This is a genomic window from Rhodococcus sp. BP-261, from assembly GCF_019835205.1.
In the GTDB taxonomy this organism is placed as follows: Bacteria; Actinomycetota; Actinomycetes; order Mycobacteriales; family Mycobacteriaceae; genus Rhodococcoides; species Rhodococcoides kyotonensis_B.
In genome coordinates this window covers 96641-117290 of the sequence record NZ_JABUCO010000015.1, presented here as the reverse complement: position 1 = coordinate 117290, position 20650 = coordinate 96641, and the positions used below count along the sequence as shown (strand labels likewise).

19 protein-coding genes and 1 riboswitch are annotated in these 20650 nt (G+C 66.6%); of the genes, 15 read left to right on the top strand and 4 right to left on the bottom strand.

What is annotated here, in order from left to right; translation table 11 throughout:
* Positions 1–16 precede the first annotated feature (16 nt).
* From HQ354_RS17075 to HQ354_RS17040, 8 genes are all read left to right on the top strand, one after another.
* On the top strand, positions 17–1072 hold the full coding sequence (locus HQ354_RS17075; protein WP_222635231.1) for a 2,3-butanediol dehydrogenase: 1056 nt from the start codon (positions 17–19) through the stop codon (positions 1070–1072).
* On the top strand, positions 1069–1488 hold the full coding sequence (locus HQ354_RS17070; RefSeq protein WP_222635230.1) for an SDR family oxidoreductase: 420 nt from the start codon (positions 1069–1071) through the stop codon (positions 1486–1488). Before HQ354_RS17075 ends, HQ354_RS17070 begins: the two co-directional genes overlap by 4 nt.
* Before the next feature lie 61 nt (positions 1489–1549).
* Positions 1550–2842 carry a GAF domain-containing protein gene (locus HQ354_RS17065; protein WP_222635229.1) on the top strand — a complete coding sequence of 431 codons (1293 nt, stop codon included), beginning with the start codon at positions 1550–1552 and terminating at the stop codon, positions 2840–2842.
* Positions 2843–2860: 18 nt separating this feature from the next.
* Complete coding sequence (locus tag HQ354_RS17060; protein WP_222635228.1) at positions 2861–4927, top strand: FUSC family protein; 2067 nt, start codon at positions 2861–2863, stop codon at positions 4925–4927.
* A 26-nt stretch (positions 4928–4953) separates the two neighbouring features.
* On the top strand, positions 4954–5472 hold the full coding sequence (locus tag HQ354_RS17055; protein ID WP_261768855.1) for a hypothetical protein: 519 nt from the start codon (positions 4954–4956) through the stop codon (positions 5470–5472).
* Between the two features lie 107 nt (positions 5473–5579).
* Positions 5580–6962 (top strand): PepSY domain-containing protein, encoded by a 1383-nt coding sequence (locus tag HQ354_RS17050; protein WP_261768856.1) that lies wholly within the window; start codon positions 5580–5582, stop codon positions 6960–6962.
* A gap of 2 nt (positions 6963–6964) precedes the next feature.
* On the top strand, positions 6965–7435 hold the full coding sequence (locus HQ354_RS17045; protein ID WP_222635227.1) for a copper chaperone PCu(A)C: 471 nt from the start codon (positions 6965–6967) through the stop codon (positions 7433–7435).
* Positions 7428–8597, top strand: a complete 1170-nt coding sequence (locus tag HQ354_RS17040; protein WP_308115216.1) for a Dyp-type peroxidase — start codon at positions 7428–7430, stop codon at positions 8595–8597. The genes HQ354_RS17045 and HQ354_RS17040 overlap by 8 nt, the downstream gene beginning before the upstream one ends.
* Positions 8598–8702: 105 nt before the next feature.
* Here the strand turns inward: HQ354_RS17040 and HQ354_RS17035 are convergent, their stop codons facing one another.
* Positions 8703–9125, bottom strand: a complete 423-nt coding sequence (locus HQ354_RS17035) for a hypothetical protein (protein WP_222635225.1) — start codon at positions 9123–9125, stop codon at positions 8703–8705.
* An 87-nt stretch (positions 9126–9212) separates the two neighbouring features.
* On the opposite strand from HQ354_RS17035, the gene HQ354_RS17030 reads away from it, so the two are divergent.
* On the top strand, positions 9213–9551 hold the full coding sequence (locus HQ354_RS17030; protein ID WP_068423264.1) for a plastocyanin/azurin family copper-binding protein: 339 nt from the start codon (positions 9213–9215) through the stop codon (positions 9549–9551).
* Positions 9552–9563: 12 nt separating this feature from the next.
* On the opposite strand, the gene HQ354_RS17025 is transcribed toward HQ354_RS17030, so the two are convergent.
* On the bottom strand, positions 9564–10151 hold the full coding sequence (locus HQ354_RS17025) for a hypothetical protein (protein WP_222635224.1): 588 nt from the start codon (positions 10149–10151) through the stop codon (positions 9564–9566).
* A 139-nt stretch (positions 10152–10290) separates the two neighbouring features.
* On the opposite strand from HQ354_RS17025, the gene HQ354_RS17020 reads away from it, so the two are divergent.
* From HQ354_RS17020 to HQ354_RS17000, 5 genes are all read left to right on the top strand, one after another.
* Positions 10291–10893, top strand: a complete 603-nt coding sequence (locus HQ354_RS17020) for a hypothetical protein (protein WP_068423260.1) — start codon at positions 10291–10293, stop codon at positions 10891–10893.
* Between the two features lie 19 nt (positions 10894–10912).
* A complete protein-coding gene (locus HQ354_RS17015) occupies positions 10913–11308 on the top strand; it encodes a DUF2752 domain-containing protein (protein WP_222635223.1) in 396 nt (131 codons plus the stop codon).
* A gap of 105 nt (positions 11309–11413) precedes the next feature.
* Positions 11414–11611 carry a hypothetical protein gene (locus tag HQ354_RS17010; RefSeq protein WP_068423256.1) on the top strand — a complete coding sequence of 66 codons (198 nt, stop codon included), beginning with the start codon at positions 11414–11416 and terminating at the stop codon, positions 11609–11611.
* Between the two features lie 94 nt (positions 11612–11705).
* Entirely contained in the window at positions 11706–12350 is a 645-nt protein-coding gene (locus tag HQ354_RS17005) for a GntR family transcriptional regulator (RefSeq protein ID WP_068423254.1), read from the top strand.
* Positions 12347–13573: an MFS transporter gene (locus tag HQ354_RS17000; protein ID WP_068423252.1), complete on the top strand. Its 1227-nt coding sequence runs from the start codon at positions 12347–12349 to the stop codon at positions 13571–13573. The genes HQ354_RS17005 and HQ354_RS17000 overlap by 4 nt, the downstream gene beginning before the upstream one ends.
* Positions 13574–13670: 97 nt before the next feature.
* Here HQ354_RS17000 and HQ354_RS16995 read toward each other — a convergent pair whose 3' ends face one another.
* Both HQ354_RS16995 and HQ354_RS16990 read right to left on the bottom strand, forming a co-directional pair.
* Entirely contained in the window at positions 13671–15017 is a 1347-nt protein-coding gene (locus HQ354_RS16995) for a M1 family metallopeptidase (protein ID WP_068423250.1), read from the bottom strand.
* Complete coding sequence (locus HQ354_RS16990; RefSeq protein WP_371828788.1) at positions 15014–18946, bottom strand: Pls/PosA family non-ribosomal peptide synthetase; 3933 nt, start codon at positions 18944–18946, stop codon at positions 15014–15016. Before HQ354_RS16990 ends, HQ354_RS16995 begins: the two co-directional genes overlap by 4 nt.
* A gap of 195 nt (positions 18947–19141) precedes the next feature.
* Positions 19142–19257, top strand: a riboswitch (SAM riboswitch).
* Between the two features lie 48 nt (positions 19258–19305).
* Here HQ354_RS16990 and HQ354_RS16985 point away from each other — a divergent pair.
* Positions 19306–20649 carry an aminotransferase class V-fold PLP-dependent enzyme gene (locus HQ354_RS16985; protein WP_068423245.1) on the top strand — a complete coding sequence of 448 codons (1344 nt, stop codon included), beginning with the start codon at positions 19306–19308 and terminating at the stop codon, positions 20647–20649.
* Position 20650 lies beyond the last annotated feature (1 nt).

Sequence of the window (20650 nt, the reverse complement as noted above, 5' to 3'; positions counted from 1 at the left end):
GGTGAGGAGTGAACCGATGCGCGCTGCCGTCTACTACGGTCCGAACAAGGTGGAGATCGCCGATGTGCCCGAGCCTTCGCCCCGTGAAGGTGAGGTGAAGGTTCGAGTCGGGTTCAACGGCATCTGCGGTACCGACCTGCACGAGTACTACGCCGGTCCGATCTTCGTTCCTACCGAACCGCATCCGCTGACGCATCAGCAGTTGCCGCTGGTGCTCGGGCACGAGTTCTCCGGAACGGTCACCGAGGTGGGCGCCGGAGTCAGAAATGCGAAGATCGGTGACCGCGTCGCCATCGAGCCGCTCTACCGGTGCGGCCACTGCGGTCCGTGCAAAGCCGGCAACTACAACATCTGTCAGCACATCGGATTCCACGGACTGATGTCCGACGGCGGGATGGCCGAATACACGGTGGTGCCGTCGAACATGATTCACCAGCTGCCCGACAATGTTTCGCTCGAACTGGGCGCGCTCGTGGAGCCGATGTCCGTCGCGTTCCATGCCGCAACGCTCGGCGACCCGACGCCCGACGACACCGCGATGGTGTTCGGTGCAGGGCCGATCGGGATCGGACTGTGGTTTGCGCTGCGCGGCAAAGGACTCGACGACGTGTACGTGGTCGAGCCGTCGCCGACGCGTCGCGCATCGATCGAAGCGCTCGGCGCGAAGACGCTCGATCCCACGACACTCGACGTGCCTGCGTTCATCGCCGACACCACGGACGGTCGCGGCGCCGACGCGATCTACGACGCAGCCGGTGTGCAACCGGCCGTCGAGACGGCACTGAGTTGCATCGGTGCGCGCAAGCCGCTGGTCAGCGTCGCGATCTACGAAAAGCCCTTGACCACAACGCTTCAGAAGCTCGTCGTGAACGAATCTCGCATCCAAGGTTCGCTCTGCTACACCTCGGCCGACTACGACGCCGTCATCGATCTGATGGCACGCGGGCAGTACGACACGACCGGATGGGTGGACAAGATCGCGCTCGACGGCGTGGTCGAGGACGGTTTCGAGGCACTGCACGCGGGTAACAAGATGAAGGTTCTGGTAACTCCAGCCGAAGGAGAGAAATGACAGTCGCACTCGTCACCGGAGCCGGTCAGGGAATCGGCCGCGGCATCACACTTCGCCTCGCCCGCGACGGGCACGACATCGCGCTCGTCGACGTGGCATCGGACAAGATCGACGCCGTCGCGCAGGAGGTTCGTGACATCGGGCGTCGGGCAACGACTTTCGTCGCCGACGTGACCGATCGCGATCAGGTGTTCGCGGCGGTCGATCATGTGTGGGTGACCATCGACAAGCGTTTCGCCGAGCTGACCGGTGCGAAAGAAGGTGAGACCTACGACAAGTTCGTCGGCGGCATCGCGCTCGGACGCGCGCAGACGCCCGACGACGTCGCGGCATTCGTGTCCTACCTGGCAGGCCCGGATTCGGACTACATGACCGGGCAGGCACCGCTGATCGACGGCGGTCTCGTCTATCGATGAGGTGTGCATTCGACGGCCCTGGCTTTACATCGGTTTGTGAGCTGGCGCACAATTGCCGGTGATGACACAGTCGACAGGCCCAGAACCTGCGCTGGCGGCCGGTGAGGATCCGCGCCGCTACGCGCAGATTCTCAGTGCGGTGTACGACGCGACCATGACCGGCGGCAAGTCGCCCGCGCGCCCGCGGGAAGTCATCGGTGATTCCTGGCGGCGGCTACGGACACTCGGTATAGACCCCGAGAAAGTCAGCGTGCAGTCGCCGCAGATCGACACGTCCGATCTCGAACTGAGCCGTCGGGAATCGGGTTTGTTCGACATCCTCGACGACCTCGGCCGGGGACTCGAGTCGGTCGTCCAGGACGGCGACAACATTCTCGTCGTCGCCGATCGGCACGGACGCGTCCTGTGGCGCAGCGGATCCACGTCGGTCCTCGGTCGTGCCGACGGTCTCGGATTCGTCGAAGGCGCCAGTTGGGCGGAGGATTCCGTCGGTACCAACGCGATCGGTACCGCCCTCGTGTCCAGGCGTGCCGTGCAGATCTTCTCCGCGGAACACTATGTGCGCAGCCATCATCCGTGGACGTGCGCGGGTGCGCCGATCAAGGATCCGCGCACCGGGCACGTCATCGGCGCGGTCGACGTCAGCGGTCCGGCGAGCACGGTACATCCGACGACACTGGCTCTCGTCGACGCCATTGCGCGTCTCGCGGAATCGCAACTGCGTGAACATCATCGGCAGCATCTGGACCGTCTCCGCTCGGTGGCAGCGCCGATGCTGGCACGACTGCAGGCGCCGGCGCTCGCCGTCGACTCCAACGGATGGGTGGCTGCGGTCGAATCCGTGGCGCTGCGCAATCGCATCCTCCTGCCCGAGGACCTCGGCGCGGGACGGTTCTGGATGCCGCAGCTCGGTGTATGCGACTTCGAACCGCTTCCCGGCGGCTGGCTCGTACGCCCGACGGGTTCGGGGGACGACACTGTCGATTCCACGACGGTGACGATCGACCTACGTCAGCCGCAGCAGACCCGAGTGCGAATTCGCAGCGAGGTCGGCGAATGGACACACGAGCCGACGCCGCGGCACGCGGAGATCCTGTACCTCCTCGCGACGTACCGAGGTGGGCGAACTGCCGCGCAGATGGCCGCCGACCTGTTCGGCGACGACGGAAGAGCTATCACCGTCCGCGCCGAGATGTCGCGTCTACGAAAGCATCTGGCGGGCGTACTGCTGACGCAGCCGTATCGGTTCGACGATTCCGTCGTCGTCGACCTGCTCCTTCCCGACGACATGAGCCGGTTGCTGCCGCACTCGACGGCGCCGGCTGTGAGGCGCTCTGCGCCCGTGCGCGAATAGTCGGTCTCCGGTCCAACTATGCACGCACGGGCGCGCAGCGCACTCACGCGATTTTTCGCCGTCTCGGATCCCGGTCGGTTGCGTCTGCGGTCGGCGACCGCGACGACCGTCACCGTCGTCCTCGCGATGCTGGTGCTCCTACCCAGCTCGGCGGCACTCGGCCAGCCGATCACCGTCGCCATGATCGGCACCGTCGTCGCGATGCAATCGTCGGCGGCGGTGAAGGACAAGGACCAACGCAGCCGCGTCGTCACGACGCTTCTGCTCGTTTTCCCCGCGATCGGTGCGGTCACGCTGTCGGCGGTGCTGTCGCAGTTCGGGAAGATAGCCGACGTCGGATTCATCGTCGTTCTGTTCGCGGCCGTGTGGGTTCGTCGGTACGGACCGCGGGGCACTGCGCTCGGAATGGTCGCGTTCATCTGCTACTTCTTCGCCCTGTTCCTGCGCGCGACGCCCGGTCAGATACCGATGCTCGCCGCGTCGATCGTCGTCGGCGTTGCGGTGTCACTCGTCGTGCGCACGGTGATCCTGCCCGACCGGCCGCGGGTGGAGCTCCAGCGGTTGGTGCGGGCGCTGCGCGCGTCGTGCATCGACGTGCTCGAGGTCGCGTCGAACAAGAAGGACCGGAACATCGAACTGCTGCGCAAGAGGCTGGACCGGCTCGGCAGCACTGCCCTGATGATCGACGACTGGTTGGATCGCAACGACGCCGCTCGACTGCTCAGCGTCACCAACGCCGATCTGTCGCTGCGTATCTTCGACGCCCAGATCGCCACCGAACAACTCGTCAGCGCACTCTGGGCGCTCGATCCCGAGAAACAGTGGCCCAAACAGCTGGGGCAAGCGCTCACCGCGCTGGGTTCGTGTCTGCAGAACCATCCGTCGGAAGAAGCTTTGCGTGCTGCGCGACGCCTTGCCGCGGCAGCCGCGGACAAGGCCGACGCGTCGACCCAGGCCGGCGTCGCAACGACCGTCGCGATGCGCGCCGTCCAAGCCCACATCGCGATCCACCACATCACCAGCAACGCGTTGAAGACCGAGGCAGAACCGTCGAAGAAGGACGACGAGCGCCGCGACGACGAGACCGGCATGAATCCGAGCACCAAGGCCGCGATCCAGGTGGCCGTGGCGACGAGCGCCGCGACGATTCTCGGCGAGCTGATCTCGCCCGACCGCTGGTACTGGGCCGTCCTGACGGCCTTCCTCGTGTTCACCGGCGCGTCGACGCGTGGCGAGATCCTGTCGCGCGCGGGCCACCGCGTCGTCGGAACCATTGCAGGTGTCCTCGCCGGCGTCGTCCTGTCGGCGCTAGTCGGCAACAACCAGCCGCTGCAGGTGACGCTGCTCGTCGTGTGCGTGTTCTTCGCGTTCTACCTCGTCACCGTCGCCTACGCGTTGCTGTCGTTCTTCGTCACGGTGATGCTCGCGATGCTGTACGGCCTGCTCGGAACGTTCAGCGTCGACGTGCTCGAACTGCGTATCTACGAGACCGCCGCGGGCGGACTCGTCGGAATCGCGTCGGCCTACTTCATCCTGTCCACCGGCACTCGATCGACGATGACCGAGAAGATCGACACCTACCTCGACCAGATGTCCTCGATCGTCGATTCGAGTATCGAATCGGTCGTCGAACCCGGGCGGGACACCGATCTCGTCGCCGACATGCGCACTCTCGACAACGCACTCAAGGAACTCGTGACTGCGGGGAAGCCGCTGGAGATGGGTCCGACGGCACGGACGAGGCGCGGCACGAAGCGTCTGCTGCGCATCATGACGGTCAGCAACCGGTCCGGGCATGCACTCGCACGCGCAGGCGTCGGCGCCTCACGCGCGCAGAGCGACAGCGCCCCGTCCGAGGCGACGGCGAAGGCGCTCCGCGAGGCCGCCGACGTCACCAAGACACTGATCGACGACGTCAAACGCGCGCTGTCCGGTGAGCAGGTCGAGCCGCCGGAGAAGCTGACCGAGACCTCGGCTCTGGACGTGATGCTCGCGTCGACGACGACATCGGGGTCGGTGCGTAGTGTGGTTCGCTCGCTCGGGACGCTCAACCGGACGATGGGTGAGGTGTTCACGCGAGCCTGACACTCGGCTGTCGGTAGGGTGTCCGCATGACATCCCGGCCCGACGGTCGCGCGCGCATCCGCGGCGTGTTCGTCGGCGCTACGTCCGGGACGCTGAGCATCGCCGCACACGGCGTCGGCGGCGGCACGATGATGCCCTCGGAATCCGCGCTCGTCCTTCTCGTGATCGTCAGTGCGGCTGTCGGTGGTGTCGTGGCGGTACTGGGCGGCCGAGTGCCGATGGTGGCCGTCCTCGCGCTCGGACAGGTGTGCGGGCACACCGTCCTGACGATCGCGAGCGAGCACCATCACGGAACGTCGCTGACGCCGTCGATGCTGGCCGCACACGCCGTCGCAACCATGGTGTGTGCGTTGTTGATTCGTGCTGCCGTCCTCGGTCACGGTCACGCGCTGTCCGTTCTTCGCCGCATCCTTCCGGTGCTGTGCGTGGTGCTTCCCGTCGAGGACGAGCGTCCTCGGGACCGTACCGAATACCGTCCCGACGTCGTCCTGCGATTGCTGGCGTGTTCCGGCGTCGGGACGCGTGGGCCACCCGTCGCTGCTTGATTCGAGCTTTCACTTCAGCGGCGGCATTTCACCCTGACGGGGATCCGCCGTGCTTTGCCACATCCACTTTTCGACGGCTCTCGTCGACGAGCGAATCGAGCACACCCATGTCCACAGTCGTGGCCGAAGAACGTACGAAAGACCCATCCCCACCTGCGCCCTCTCTGGTGATGAGGCTGCACTTCTACGCAGGCATCCTCATCGCACCGTTCATCCTCGTCGCCGCACTCAGCGGCGGCCTCTACGCACTCGCACCCACCATCGAATCCGTCGTGTACCGAGATCTGCTGACCACCGAGTCGACGGGCCCGACCCAGTCCGTCGCCGCGCAGGTCCGCGCCGCGGAGTCGGAACGACCCGACCTGACCGTCGCCGCAGTGCGGCCGGCCTCGGAACCCGGTGAGACCAGCCGTGTCCTGTTCACCGACCCGTCCCTCGGCGAATCGAAGCGCCTCGCGGTCTTCGTGGACCCGGTGGCGGGGGAGTCCGTCGGTCAGTCGGTCGTGTACGGAAGCAGCAGCTCCCTACCGCTGCGAACCTGGATCAGCGAATTCCACCGCCACCTGCATCTGGGCGAACCCGGCCGGATCTACAGCGAACTGGCCGCGTCGTGGATGTGGATCGTTGCGCTCGGTGGCGTCGTCCTGTGGGTACGACGCCACCGCCGCGGCGGTCGTCTGCTGACCGTCGACCGTTCGGTCTCGGGCCGGGCCAGGACGCGCAACTGGCATGGGGCGGTCGGCCTCTGGATCGCCGTCGGACTGGTGTTCCTGTCCGCGACCGGCCTCACGTGGTCGAAGTACGCGGGCGACAACATCTCGGACCTGCGGTCGGCGCTGAACTGGACGACGCCCGCCACCGCCGCGTCCATCGGTGGAAGCGGCGCTGCGGCCGCGGGAGACCATGCGGGACATGACATGTCGGTCTCCGAGGTCTCGAGGGATGTTCTCGATGTGAACGTCGGTCGCATCGATTCGGTCCTCGGAACCGCCCGGTCGCATGGCATCGACGGCAAGGTCGAAGTGTCGATTCCGGCCGAGGCCGATACTGCCTTCGTCGTCGCGCAGACCCGGCAGCCGTTCGCGTTGTCGACGAGTTCGGTAGCAATCGACGGCGCTACGAACGCGATCGTCGACGACAACGACTTCGCCGAGTGGCCCGTCGCAGCGAAACTGGCGGCGTGGGGCATCGCGTTGCACATGGGCATTCTGTTCGGCGTCGCGAATCAGATCGTGTTGGCGTTGCTCGCGCTGGCGTTGGTGACCGTCGTGGTGCGGGGTTACCTCATGTGGTGGAAGCGCAGGCCGACGGCGCGGCCGCCGAGGCGGGGTGGTCTTCGCGGCCTGCCGCGCGCACACGTCGTCGCGGTGGTCGTAGCCGCTCTCGTGCTCGGCTGGTATGTGCCGCTTCTCGGAATCAGCCTCCTCGCCTTCCTTCTCGTCGATGCCCTGGTCGGGCTTCGACCATCCACGACTCTGGAGTCGAAATGAACATGTACAGAACAACTTTCGTTGCTCTCGCCGGTGCCCTTCTCGTCGCAGGATGCGGGGCCGACGAGCCACGTACCGAAGCGGATTCGGTGACCGTGCGGGAAGCCTGGATCAAGGCGGCCGACACCGGAATGACGTCGGCGTTCGCGGAGATCCAGAACACCGGTGACGATCAGGTACGCGTCGTCGCAGCATCGACGGGCAGCTCGTCGATGATGGAATTGCACGAAATCGTTGCGAGCGCGGACGGTTCGATGGTCATGAAGCCGAAGGAGGGCGGTTTCGCCGTGGCAGGCGACGACACGAAGGTGCTGCAGGCAGGTGGCGATCACCTGATGCTGATGGACGTGACGTCACCCCTCACGCCGGGAGCCGACACCGACATCACCCTCACGTTCGAAGATGGTTCGACGACGACCTTCACCGCGCAGGTTCGCGATTTCGCGGGCGCGCAGGAAAACTACGGTGGCTGACCGAGCGCCACAGCGTTCCAACGCATTCAGTCGACGGCGCCTCCTCGGGGGAGGTGCCGTCGCACTCGGTGCGGCGGGCGCTGCGGCCTACGGAATATCAAGAGAGACTGGCGAAGTCGCTTTCGGTGGAGAGGTCGTACAGTTTCACGGGAAACATCAGGCGGAAATTGCGACTCCGCCTCAGGCGCACGGGACGTTCGTCGCGTTCGATCTGCACGACAGTGCCGGCCGTGACGACGTCATCGCAATTCTGCGGATGTGGACCGCGGACGCGTCGCGTCTGACGCAGGGACTGCCCGCGCTTGCCGACACGGAACCCGAACTCGCGGAGTCTCCGTCGCGGTTGACCGTCACGGTCGGGCTCGGGCCGGGCGCGTTCACGGCAGCCGGTGTCGCGTCGCCGGTGACACCGTTGCCGGCATTCGGGATCGATCGGCTCGAACCTCGGTGGAGCGACGGCGATCTGCTTCTGCAGGTGTGCGCCGACGATCCGGTTCCCGTCGCGCATGCGGTGAGAGTGTTGACGAAGAACGTGCGGTCGATGGCGTCGACCAGGTGGGTGCAGCGCGGGTTTCGGTCCGCGCGGGGCTCGCAGGCGTCGGGAACGACGATGCGCAACCTGATGGGCCAGGTCGACGGGACGGAGAATCCAAGTTCGACAACGGATTTCGACGCTCTGGTCTGGAACGAAACCGGTGGAACGTCGCTGGTGGTGCGCAGGATCGCCGTCGAACTCGATACGTGGGACGAACTGGACCGTGGCGGCCGGGAATTCGCCGTCGGACGGCGTCTGGATACCGGCGCGCCGCTGACCGGTGAGTTCGAGCACGACACAGCCGATTTCGCGGCAACCGACAAGTTCGGCGTCCCGGTGATCTCGCCTGCGTCGCACATCGCTCGGGCGCGGCACCGCCACGACGGCGAGAGGTTCTTCCGGCGCGCCTACAACTACGACGATCCGCCGACGAGCGGGTCGTCCAGTAATTCGGGGCTCATCTTCGCGGCGTATCAACGCGACGTCGTCGGGCAGTTCCTGCCCGTGCAGAGGCGACTCGACGAGCACGACGCGTTGAACGAATGGACGACGCCCGTCGGATCAGCGGTGTTCGCTGTCCCGGCGGGCGTCGACGACGGTGGGTATCTGGGGGAGGGGATGCTGTAGTGCGGGTGCGCCCGTGCGTGGTTGGTTGGCCCAGGGGCGGACTAGTCACGCACGGGTGTGAAGCGCACTAGGAGTGGAGCCCGCGGAACGACCCGAGAAGCGCACTCAGGGAACCCACCAGTTTCCGGCGCCGCGGAGGAGCGTCCATCCGCCCGGGACTTCTACCCAGGCGGACACGTCTCCCGAGCCCGTGCGGATCGGTCCGGTGTTCAGCGGCCCGGGGAACGCGACGCCGCCGACCTGCGTGGTGTGGTTGAACCAGTTGATGGCGCAGTTGCATCCGACGTTCAACGTGAAGTCCGAGAGGCCGGGGAGCGACGGATCGGTGCGCACGAAGATCTGTTGGTTGACGAAGAACTGTTCCGGTCGCCATTCGGTGATCGCGGCGGGGTCGAAGCCGACCGTCGGACTGATCACTCCGGCCTGCGAGAACTTGGCCTGAGCCGTCCCCGCTCCGAACAACGCGGTCCCGACCACGATCAGTGCAGAAACAAGGACAGCGGCGATACGAGCACGTCGCTTCGTCATGAATGGAACCTCCGTCGTGAGTACGCGGTGATGGTACCGGAGGTCGCGACCGGACAGCGGGGTGAGCGTCGTAGGTAGTGTGGGGCCGTGCGATCACGAGGTGCGTTGGTAGGTCTTGTTCTTCTCGCGGCCGTCGGATGTTCGTCGCCTGCCGAGGAGGCGCCGACGCCGGAGTACCCGAATCAGGTCACCGTCGTGAATCGTGCGTACTCGCCGCAGACCATCACCGTCCGGGTCGGCGACACCGTCACCTGGGTGTTCGACGACAAGGGAATGTCGCACGACGTGGTCGCCGACGACCGATCCTTCCGTAGTCCGCTGATGGTGTCGGACACCTTCACGCACACGTTCACCGAGCCCGGAACGTTCACGTACCACTGCACGCCGCACCCCGACATGACGGGAACCGTCGTCGTCGAGTCCTGAGGGTCACAGGCGTCAGGGCAGGGTTCGGACGAAATCGAAGAACGCGGGTGTCACGGCAGGATTCGCGCTCGTGACGCCGTTGACGACGCCGATCGTCGCCCCGGCTGCCGCTCCGGGAATGCAGCCGACGAAGATGAACAGCACGCATCCGATGACCGCGCCGATTCCCGCCCCGATGCCACCCGACACCGAACCGCCGTTCTGCCAACCGATTTGGATCTGGGTCACCAGGTTGTCGTAGGCCGCAGGGCTGTACACCGGACGGATGAGCGACGTCGCCTGCGGTGTCACAGTCAGCGATCTGCCGTCGTCGCCGATGGTTCCCGCGATCGGCAGAACGAGCCCGTCCACCGAGTAGGCAAGTGGGATGGACGTCAGAGTCGTCCCCTCGTCGTTCCTGAGGTCGACGCTACGGCCGTCGGCAGCGAGGGAGAATGCGCCGGCGTCGAGAATCGTTCGCACGGAGCCGGATTCGGTGACGGTGGTGCTGTAGCCGACGCTCGCGGGTTCGGCGTGCGCGGTCCCGACTGCGGCGGTGCCGAACGCGGTGGTCAATGCGAGGGTCGACAGCGCGGCGAGCGCGGTTCGGGGGGCTTTCATAGGGATCACACCTTTTGTTGCGCGAGGAGAACTCGAACCTAGCGGCGCCGGACTGGCCGGTCGGGAGACCGGGCAAAGCTCACCCTCGACGGATGAAAGGAGCATTGTGAACCTTAGGTTCACACGCTATCGTGGCCATGTGAACCAGAAGTTGTCAGACCTCGACCCGGGAGACAAGCCGACCGACGTGTCGGACGAGCGTCGGCGCAGGCACGATGCCCTACTCGCGTTGCGTGAGGCGATCGAGACCGAGGAACGCGTCGAACGCGAAGCGGCGGCGGTCACCGCGGACGCCGCGTCGACCGCGTTGTGGCTCGGCGCCAGCCTCGCCGATCTGGCGGTCGTCACCGGCAAGACGCGTCAGGCTGCCCGCAAGCGCTGGCCGACGCTGGGCGCAATCCATCGCCGACGCACCTGGCTGGGCAATCACGTCGACGACATCCGCTGGGCCGTGCGCGTCGTCGCCGAGAATGCACCCGAGATCGACGTGCCCGATCGAGCGGTGTTCGACGAGCTGGCCGCCGTCGACGCGTCCGTCGGCCGGGAGTTCGAACCGTCGGCCGAGTACGACGGCAGCGACCCGGCGAGGCGATGGCACGATCTGGATCGGTTGGTGGACGTGCTGTTGCGGGGAATCTGCGACAACGGCCGAGCACGAGGCGGCCAGGCCGACTTCGCGCTGCACGGCGCTTGCGGCGTCGTCGGCTACTACGACCATGCAGCAGGCCGGTCGGACGAGTAGGGCGCGATATCGTCGAGGCATGTCCGTCGTCGCGCTGCGAGGCCCGCTTCTCGTAGCAGGCGCGGTCGGTGCGGCGGCGGTGCTCGTCGCCGTCCGAGACCCACGCTCGACGACGTACCTTCCCTGCCCGATCCACGCCGTCACCGGCGTGTGGTGTCCGGGATGTGGCGCGACCCGCGCGTTCGGCGACCTCGTGCGAGGTGACGTGGCGTCGGCGACGGCGTCGAACATGCTCTTCGTTCTGCTTGCGGTCGTCGGGCTGGGTCTGTGGGCCGCCTGGGTTCGCGCCCGCCTGAGGTCTCGGCCACTGTTCTCCGCCCGGCCGCCGGTGTGGCTCCTTGTCGCCGGGGTGGCCACCGTCGTCGCGTTCACCGTGGTCAGGAACATTCCGGCAGGCAGCTGGCTCGCGCCGTAGGCTGACACCCATGTGGCTCGAAGTGGTGTCGATCGTGGTCCTGGTCGGGGCCCTCGTAGTGCTGATCCCGACCGCTCGCCGGGTGTTCAAGAAGGGTGACGACGAATGACCGAGTCGATGAAGGCGCGGCTGCAGGCCAAGATGCGCGAGATGCTCGCCGAGGACGGCGGCACCGAAGCCGAGGTGGCCGAGGGCGACGACCCTCGGCTCGTCGCGATTCGAGACGATCTCGCCGCGCTCGACGACGTGGACGACGACGACCCGCTCGTCGATCGATTGGCCACGCGGTACTGGGTTCCGTAGTGCACTTCGTGCCTGTGCGCGGATAGTTGGACCCCGATCCAACTATCCGCGCACGGGTGCGAAGCGCCCTTCATCTAGTATCTATGTTGTGTCTATGCAGCCGTCGGCCTCGGAACTCGCCTACCTGACCGTCAAGGAAATGATCGTCAGCGGCGAGTTGCCCGGTGGCGAGCTGGTCAGCGAGGGCGACATCGCGGGTCGGATGGATGTCAGCCGCACCCCCGTCCGAGAGGCGTTTCTCCGTCTCCAGGTCGAAGGGTGGATGCGGCTCTATCCCAAGCGTGGCGCTCTCGTCGTCCCCATCGCGCCCGGCGAGGCCGAGCACATCGTGTCTGCACGCAGGCTCGTCGAGTCCGGGAGCGCGCGAGAGGTCGTCGCCGACGAACGCGCTCGCACGGAGCTCGTACGACAGCTTCGGGCGAGTCTGATTCGCCAACGCGAGATCGCGGCGACCGGGACCGCAGCCGAGTTCAGCGCTGCAGACGCAGATTTCCACCGACTCATCGTCCGGGCAGGCGGAAACCCGCTGCTGGACGCGTTCTACGACAGCCTTCGCGAACGACAGCGACGGATGACGACGCATTCGATCTCCCGTGATCCGGGGCAGATCGAGCAGATCGTCGACGACCATGCGCAGCTTGCCGGTCACATCGAGGCAGGCGACGCCGACGGATTCGCGTCGGCCGTCGACAGCCACATGCGCCGCGTGCACCGGCTGAACGAAGGAAGTACTTCATGACACTCACGAAGGCCACCACGGAGACCAGGACGGCCAAGTGGCTCCTCGTCGCGGCAGGCATGTTCGCCGTCGCGTGGGGAGGCAACGAATTCACACCGCTGCTGGTGATGTATCGACTCGAACACGGCTTCTCGGCGGTCACCGTCGACACGTTCCTGTTCGCGTACGTCATCGGGATCGTGCCGTCGCTGCTCATCTGCGGACCATTGTCCGATCGACTCGGTCGACGGCCGGTGATGCTGCCCGCCCCGGCGATCGCGGCGGCCGGTTCCATCCTGATCGCAATGGGTGCCGATCATGCGGGCCTGCTCTTCGGCGGGCGCGTGCTCAGCGGTGTGGCGCTCGGTATCGGCATGGCCGTCGGTGGAAGCTGGATCAAGGAACTGTCGGCGCATGAAGCTCCGGGAGTCGGTGCTCGTCGTGCGGCGATGAGCTTGACGGCCGGGTTCGCGCTCGGCGCCGGCGTCGCAGGCGTTCTGGCGCAGTGGGCGCCGTGGCCGACGCATCTCGCGTACCTCGTGCACGTCAGCATCTGCGTCGCCGCGGGAGTCGGGATGATGTCGGTGCCCGAAAGTCGTCCGGCTGTTCCCCGCGCGGAGCGAAAGAGTCTCGTTCAGGACCTGAAAATCCCGGCTGCGGGTCATCGCCGGTTCCTTCTGGTCGTGGTTCCGTTGGCGCCCTGGGTCTTCGGCGCGGCGAGCGTCGCATATGCGGTGTTGCCGTCGCTGATGGCCGACCGAAGCGGTGGCCACCCGATCGCGTTGTCGGCGTTGATGTCGGTGATCGCGCTCGGCGCTGGATTCGCGATCCAAGCCGTCGGCCGCAGAATCGACACCCCGAATGCGGCGCGCGGTGCCCTTGTCGCGCTGACGATCCTGGTCGTCGGCATGCTGCTCGCCGCGTGGGCCGCGTCGATCCTCACCGTCGCGGCTGCGTTGATCGCGGCAACCGTGCTCGGATGTGGATACGGCATGGCGCTCGTCTCGGGACTGCAAGAGGTGCAACGCATTGCGGGCCCGGACGATCTTGCCGGTCTGACGGCTGTCTTCTACTCGTTGACCTACCTGGGCTTCGCGGTTCCGGCGATTCTGTCCGCGCTCACGGAGGAATGGCCGGGCGTCGTCACCTACCCCGCGATCTTCGTCGTCGGTGCCATCATGGCCGGGGTGTGCTGGGTGTTCGTGCGCACTCAGTCGACCTCGCACCTTCCGGCCGGGGAGTAGGCCTCACGAAAATCTACCCTCCTGTTGTGCGCTTCTGAAGTCCAAAACCGCACAACAGGAGGGTAAATTTCGGCCGGGGCCGGGGCCGGGGCCTGGGCTACGGAAGTGCAGGCAGTTCGGTCCGATTCAGCCACTCGTCCCACAGCGTGCGCGGGCAGCCGTACCGCGAGGCAAGGTCGGTGAAGTCGGCGGTGCTCACGGTCGAGTACCGGTACTTCGACGTCCACTCCTGGATCAGCGGGAAGAACTTGTCGTCGCCGACGGTGCTCCGAAGTGCATGCAGCGCAAGAGCTCCGCGCTTGTAGACACGGTCGTCGAACATCTTGGCCGGACCGGGATCGCCGAGCACGAGGTCCCGCGGTAGGCCCCGCTGCATGGTGTGGACGCGTCGCGCCTTGTCCCGTGCACTCGTGCCGCCGGAGTTCTCGGCCCAGATCCACTCCGAGTAGCAGGCAAAGCCCTCGTGGAGCCAGATGTCCTTCCACTTGCCGAGCGTCAGGCTGTTGCCGAACCACTGATGCGCGAGTTCGTGTGCGACCAGTCGCTCGAAATACCGTGTGCCCGAACAGTGATTGGCGCCGAAGATCGACAAACCCTGTGCCTCGATGGGTATTTCGAGGTCGTCGTCGGTGACGACGACGGTGTACGCCGCGAACGGATAGGGCCCGTAGAGGCGAGTGAACGTGTCCATCATCTCGGTCTGACGACCGAAGTCGTGCTCGAAATTCTGCTTCAACCGCGACGGGAGAACAGCTTTCATCGGAACCGAGCTACCGCTGATGGCGTGTGCCGAGTACGGACCGATCTGCACCGTCGCGAGATAGGTGGCCATCGGTTCGGGCTGCTCGTACACCCATGTGGTGCGGCTGGCGCGCGTCTGCTTGCTGACGAGTGTGCCGTTGGCGACCGCGTAGTACGGCGAGTCGGTGGTGATGGTGATGCCGTAGCTGGCCTTCGAGACCGGGTGGTCGTCGCACGGAAACCACGACGCGGCCCCGTTCGGCTGACTCGCGACGATCGACCCTTCGGTCAGCTCGTCCCAGCCGACCTCACCCCAGAACCCGTTGATGGGCTTCGGAGTTCCGCCGTATTGGATCGTGACGACCAACGCTGCACCCGACGCGATCGGCTTGGCAGGGGTGATCTTCAGTTTGTCGCGGTGTTGGCTGAACTTGACCGACCGCGAACCGTTGACCGACACCTTGGACACGCGCAGTGCAGGTCCGAGATCGAACGCGAACTTCGACAGCGTCGCCGTCGTGACCGCGGTGATCTTCGCCTTGCCCGCGAGACGGTTGCTCTCGACCTTGTACTCCAGATCGAGTTCGTAGCGCGACACCCGATAGCCACGATTGCCGTTCTGCGGCAGGTAGTCGTCGATCGGCGCATCGGAGGAATCGATGTCGAACGTCGGCGTCACGAGCTTCGATGGAACGAACTTCACTCGCTCACCTCAGCGGCGGGGATGATCCGCGAGAACGGGTCGCCCTTCGCCCACGGTGCGATCGGGTTGCCCTGCCAGCGGGTGTGCGCGGGCACGGTGTCGCCGCGCATCACGAGCGACGCGGGCCCGACCGTCGCGCCGTCGCCGATGCCTGCGGCGGGCAGGGCGACGCAATGCTGGCCCAGTGTCGCTCCTCGTCCGAGTGTCACGCTGTCCATGCTCATGATCCGATCATGGAACAGGTGGGTTTGCACAACGCAGCCCCTGTTCACGGTGGCACCGTCGTCGAGAGTCACCAGATCCGCCTCGGGAAGCCAGTAAGTCTCACACCAGACACCCCGACCGATCTTCGCACCGAGCCAGCGCAGCCACATGTTCAGGACGGCCGTTCCCTCGGCTGCGCGCGCGAACCACGGCGCGGCGACGGTTTCGACGAACGTGTCCGCGACCTCGTTGCGCCACACGAACGAGCTCCACAGTGGGTGCTCGACCTTGTCGATGCGGCCGACCCAGACCCACTTCGCGGCTGCGGAAATCGCCGCGGCGACCGCACCTGCGACCAGCAGCACGACGCCGCTGAGCAGCGCGGCGAGCCAGTAGCCCACGGCGTCGGCGATGGCGGTCAGTCCGAACAGCACGCCCAGGCCGATCCCGAACGTGACGACGACCGGAATGAGGCGGCACGTCTCGACGAGCGCACGGGCCATCTTCAGCTTGCGCGGCGGATCGAACGTCCGGGAGCTGTCGCCTCGGCCGGCTGCACGACGCAGACGCACCGGCGGGCTTCCGAGCCACGACGAGCCCGACTTCGCCTTGTCCGGTGTCGCGGACAGCACGGCGACGAGGCCGTTCTTCGGAACGGTACGGCCGGGGCCGGTCATACCCGAGTTGCCGAGGAACGCGCGCTTGCCGACCTTCGCGTCGCCGAGGTGCATCCAGCCGCCACCGAGCTCGTAGCTCGCGACCATCGTGTCGTCGGCGAGGAATGCGCCGTCGGCGACGGTCGTGAACTTGGGGATCATCAGCACGGTCGACGCCTCGACGTCCTTGCCGATCTTCGCGCCCAGCAGTCGCAGCCAGTGCGGTGTCAGCAGCGACGCGTACAGCGGGAACAGGAACGTCCTGGCGGAGTCCATCAGGCGTTCGGTGGCCCAGACCTGCCAGCCGATACGGCTGCGCACCGGGTGGTAGCCCTCGGTGAGGCCGATGCTGAGGAGCCGGACCGCGGCAAGCGTGATGACCGCGAACGTGCCGAGCGACACGAGGGTCGCGACGGGCAGCATGATGGCCGCTCGGCCGATGGCTTCACCGATCGAGGTGGCAGTGTGCAGCCACCAGCCCATCAGCACGAGCGAGACACCGATCGAGAAGATGGCCATGCCCGACAGGAACAGCGACGCGACGCCGTAGGCCAGCATCCACTGGATTGCGCGCGGGGGAGTCTCGTCGGGCCAGGGGTGCTCGGCCTTGCCGACCTTCTGGGCGGGCGAACCGGCCCACAGCTGACCGGCCTTGACCTTGCCGACGACGGCCGAGCCGGCGCTGACCACCGCGTTCTTGCCGACGGACGTTCCGGGGAGAAGCGTCGAGCGAGCGCCGACGGCAGCTCCCGCGCCGATCTTGATACCGCCGATGTAGACGAGGTCGCCGTCGATCCAGTGACCGGTGAGATCGACCTCCGGTTCCACCGAGCAGCCGTCGCCGAGTTCGAGCATGCCGGTGACCGGCGGAAGCGTGTGCAGGTCGACGCCCTTGCCGACCTTCGCGCCGAGCGCACGGGCGTAGTAGACCATCCACGGTGCTCCGGACAGGTTCGACGCCCCGCTGGCGTCGGTCAGACGCGTCGCTGCCCACAGCCTGATGTGAGCGCTGCCGCCGCGACTGTAGGCGCCGGGTTTCAGGCCTGCCAGCAGGATTCGCGAGCCGACGACCGAGATCGCCATGCGGCCGACCGGCGTGATGAACAGGACGAACGCAACGAGGATCCACCACCACGACACCGTCGGCGCCCACGGGACCTCGGCGAACCACGACATGACGTTGAACAGAATCCCCAGCCATGTGACCCACTGCAGGCCGGTCAGCGTCGTCAGCGGAACGGTCGCGGCGATCTGCGCCCACTGCGCCGTGCGTGACGTCGGTTCGACCTCACGCGGCACGACCTCGACCGGCGGTTTCAGCTCGTCCAGATATCGGGCGAGTGAACCGAGCCGTGGGTGGTCGTACAGCTGGGCGACGGTGATCTCGGGGAACCGCTCACGCAGTGCCGTCACCAACTGGGCAGCGGACAACGAGCCGCCGCCGTTCTGGAAGAAGTCGGCGTTCTCGTCGGTCACCTGAGCGCCGAGGATGTTGGTCCACAGCTCGGCGACCCAGCCGGCAGTGCCTTCCAGCGCCGACGCGTCACCGAGCCCCGGCAGAGGCCAGGGCAGCGCGTTCCGGTCGACCTTGCCCGACGTCCGCGTCGGCATCTCCTCGACGAGCGCGAGCCGCGGAACGAGCGCAGCCGGGAGCTGCTCGGACAGCAGCGTCCGCGCCGCATCGAGGTCGAAATTCTTGTCGGTGCTGGCGAGATAACCGACCAGCACCGAGTTGCCCGCACCCGTCTTGCGGACCGCGGCCGCCGCACCGGCGACGCCGGGGAGAGCCTGCAGCGCGTTGTCGATCTCGCCGAGCTCGATGCGTCTACCGCCGAGCTTGATCTGGTCGTCGGCGCGGCCCTGGAACAGCAGGCCCTCGACTTCGAGCTTGACGAGGTCGCCACTGCGATAGGCGCGTTCCCACCCGAGCGTCGGCATCGGGGCGTACTTCTCGGCGTCCTTCGCCGGGTCGAGATAGCGCGCGAGGCCGACACCGCCGATGACGAGTTCACCGACCTCGCCGACGGCAACCGGCTGGCCGGACGCGTCGACGACGGCGAGATCCCAGCCGTCGAGTGGCAGGCCGATACGAACCGGACCCTTGCCGTCCATGATCGACGCACACGCGACGACGGTGGCCTCGGTGGGTCCGTACGTGTTCCAGACCTCGCGACCGTCGACGGCAAGGCGTTCGGCCAGCTCGGGCGGGCACGCCTCGCCGCCGAAAATCAACAGTCGGACGGCTTCGAGCGCGACAGCGGGCCACAGAGCTGCGAGCGTCGGGACGGTCGAGACGACCGAGATGTCACGGGAGACGAGCCACGGTCCGAGATCGAATCCACTGCGGACGAGCGAGCGAGGTGCGGGAACGAGACACGCGCCGTGACGCCACGCGAGCCACATCTCCTCGCAGGACGCGTCGAACGCCACCGACAGACCTGCCAGCACGCGGTCGCCAGGGCCGAGGGGATCGTCCTGCATGAACATCCGCGCTTCGGCGTCGACGAATGCCGCGGCGTTGCGATGGCTGACGGCGACGCCCTTCGGCGTACCCGTCGAACCCGACGTGAAGATGACCCAGGCGTCGTCGTCGGGGCTCGGGATGGTCAGGGTGTCGGGCAGGGGAATGTCCTGCTTGTCGGCCGTACCTGCGGCGATGCCGCCCGCCGTCACGACCGCGGTCACCTTGGCCTCACCGAAGACGAGCTCGGCGCGCTCGTCGGGGTCGTCGGCGTCGACGGGCACGTACGCGGCACCGGCGTTCAGGATCGACAGAATCGCGACGTACAGCGAGAACGAGCCCGACGGCATCCGGACGCCGACGCGGTCGCCGCGTCGGACTCCCGCCCTGGCCAGCCACTGCGCGCCCTCGTCGATGTCCTCGAGCAGCTCGCGGTAGGTGATCGACGTGCTTCCGTCGTCGATCGCCATGGCATCGGGATGCTGCGACGCCGTCGACCGCAGGACGTCGATGAGAGTGCGCTCACGAGGAGCGCGATCTCCGCGCAGAAATTCGGCAGGTATGGCCGCAGACGCCTGCGTCTTCGTCGATTCCGATCGTGATTCCACAGACAACCGGGTGTTCCTCTTCTCGAATCGTCAACGTGATTTGTGGGTCGTTATCTCATGTTGGGTTTGCCAGAAGGTGAACGGCTGCATGGTCGAGACACCGGGCGAAGTTTACTCGGGTGGTGCGACTTCGCCCCACAGGTTTCCTACCTGCCGGGTTGACAATGACGAGAGTCGTTTGCCATTCTCAGTTCAGGTCATGAGTACCAGCGCAAAGCCCCGGCTCGCTGGTCGGCAACCCTCCTCCGCGGTGGGGTGCTCCGGGTGACGACCTGGCCGACGCCGGAGAACCGGTGCGGCAAGCGCGGACTCGAACGCCGTATCGGCGTGGGTCCCCGAACGACAAGGGGATAATTGTCATGACTGCTGTTCTCGAGAAGACCTGTGCACCGTTCGCTGCGGTCAGCGGCGCGAACGTGCAGGTCCCGCTCGTCGACGGAACCACCTGCAGCTACGCGAACTTCGACTACGCGGCCAGTGCACCTGCGCTCGCCGAGGTGTCCGCGCGAATCGAGGAGCTGCTGCCGTTCTACTCCAGCGTGCACCGGGGTGCCGGATATGCATCGCGGGTCTCGACGGCCGCATACGAGAAGGCTCGGGTGACCGTCTCCGAATTCGTTGGAGCGCAACAGGATTCCGTCGTGATCTTCACGCGGAACACCACGGACTCGCTGAACCTTCTCGCCGGATGTGTCCCGGGAGACACCGTCGTGCTCGACATCGAGCACCACGCGAACCTGTTGCCGTGGAACGGGCGTCGCGTCGTCGCCGCAGCGGACTCGGTCTCCGAGACGGTCGCGCGCATCGACGCGGAACTGCAGACGAAACCCGCTGCGCTGCTTGCCGTCACGGGAGCATCGAACGTCACGGGCGAGGTGCTGCCCATCCGCGAACTCGCGTCGCTCGCGCATCGGCACGGTGCTCGAATTCTCGTCGACGGTGCCCAGTTGGTGCCGCATCGCCGCGTGAATCTTGCCGACCTGGGCGTCGACTACCTCGCCTTCTCGGGCCACAAGCTGTACGCGCCGCACGGTGCGGGTGTCCTCGTCGGCAGGCGTGACTGGCTCGACGCCGGTGAGCCCTACCTTGCCGGTGGTGGCGCGGTGCGACACGTGACCACGACGTCGACCGACTGGGCTCTGTCACCCGCGCGTCACGAGGCCGGGACCCCGAACGTGCTCGGCGTCGTCGCGCTCGCAGCTGCGTGCGAGGCGATCACGGCGTACGAGGCGGCAGGTGCCGTCGACCACGAGCGTCGTCTGTGCACTCGGCTACGCGACGGGTTGGCCGGAATCGACGGAATTCAGCTCCTGTCGGTGTGGAACGACGCTCCGGACAGTGTGGGCATCGTCACATTCGCACTCGACGGGTACGGCCCGGGCGAGATCGCCGCGTACCTGTCCGCCGAGCACGGAATCGGCGTGCGCGACGGCAAGTTCTGCGCCCACCCGTTGCTGCAGCGGCTCGGTTACGCGGGCGGCGCCGTGCGGGCCAGCCTGGGGCTCGGTAGTTCCGACGCCGACGTGGACCGCCTCGTCGACGCCGTCGCGCAGTTGGCCTCGTCCGGCCCCTCGTGGGTCTACGAGGAGGACAACGGATGGTGGAACCCCGTGCCCGATCCGCGCCCGTTCCCTGCGATCGCCGACGGCAGCGCAGGCGTGGGATCCCCGTGCGCGAACGGAGAGGTTAGCATCGGGTCATGAC

Excerpts from the sequence above, each read along its gene's own strand:
- HQ354_RS17010 (WP_068423256.1), top strand. The coding sequence starts at position 11,414 with ATGACCGAGTCGATGAAGGCGCGGCTGCAGGCCAAGATGCGCGAGATG.
- HQ354_RS17050 (WP_261768856.1), top strand. The coding sequence starts at position 5,580 with ATGTCCACAGTCGTGGCCGAAGAACGTACGAAAGACCCATCCCCACCT.
- HQ354_RS17060 (WP_222635228.1), top strand. The coding sequence starts at position 2,861 with ATGCACGCACGGGCGCGCAGCGCACTCACGCGATTTTTCGCCGTCTCG.
- HQ354_RS17025 (WP_222635224.1), bottom strand. The coding sequence starts at position 10,151 with ATGAAAGCCCCCCGAACCGCGCTCGCCGCGCTGTCGACCCTCGCATTG.
- HQ354_RS17045 (WP_222635227.1), top strand. The coding sequence starts at position 6,965 with ATGTACAGAACAACTTTCGTTGCTCTCGCCGGTGCCCTTCTCGTCGCA.
- HQ354_RS17055 (WP_261768855.1), top strand. The coding sequence starts at position 4,954 with ATGACATCCCGGCCCGACGGTCGCGCGCGCATCCGCGGCGTGTTCGTC.
- HQ354_RS17005 (WP_068423254.1), top strand. The coding sequence starts at position 11,706 with ATGCAGCCGTCGGCCTCGGAACTCGCCTACCTGACCGTCAAGGAAATG.
- HQ354_RS17065 (WP_222635229.1), top strand. The coding sequence starts at position 1,550 with ATGACACAGTCGACAGGCCCAGAACCTGCGCTGGCGGCCGGTGAGGAT.
- HQ354_RS16985 (WP_068423245.1), top strand. The coding sequence starts at position 19,306 with ATGACTGCTGTTCTCGAGAAGACCTGTGCACCGTTCGCTGCGGTCAGC.
- HQ354_RS17035 (WP_222635225.1), bottom strand. The coding sequence starts at position 9,125 with ATGACGAAGCGACGTGCTCGTATCGCCGCTGTCCTTGTTTCTGCACTG.
- HQ354_RS17015 (WP_222635223.1), top strand. The coding sequence starts at position 10,913 with ATGTCCGTCGTCGCGCTGCGAGGCCCGCTTCTCGTAGCAGGCGCGGTC.
- HQ354_RS17075 (WP_222635231.1), top strand. The coding sequence starts at position 17 with ATGCGCGCTGCCGTCTACTACGGTCCGAACAAGGTGGAGATCGCCGAT.
- HQ354_RS17000 (WP_068423252.1), top strand. The coding sequence starts at position 12,347 with ATGACACTCACGAAGGCCACCACGGAGACCAGGACGGCCAAGTGGCTC.
- HQ354_RS17070 (WP_222635230.1), top strand. The coding sequence starts at position 1,069 with ATGACAGTCGCACTCGTCACCGGAGCCGGTCAGGGAATCGGCCGCGGC.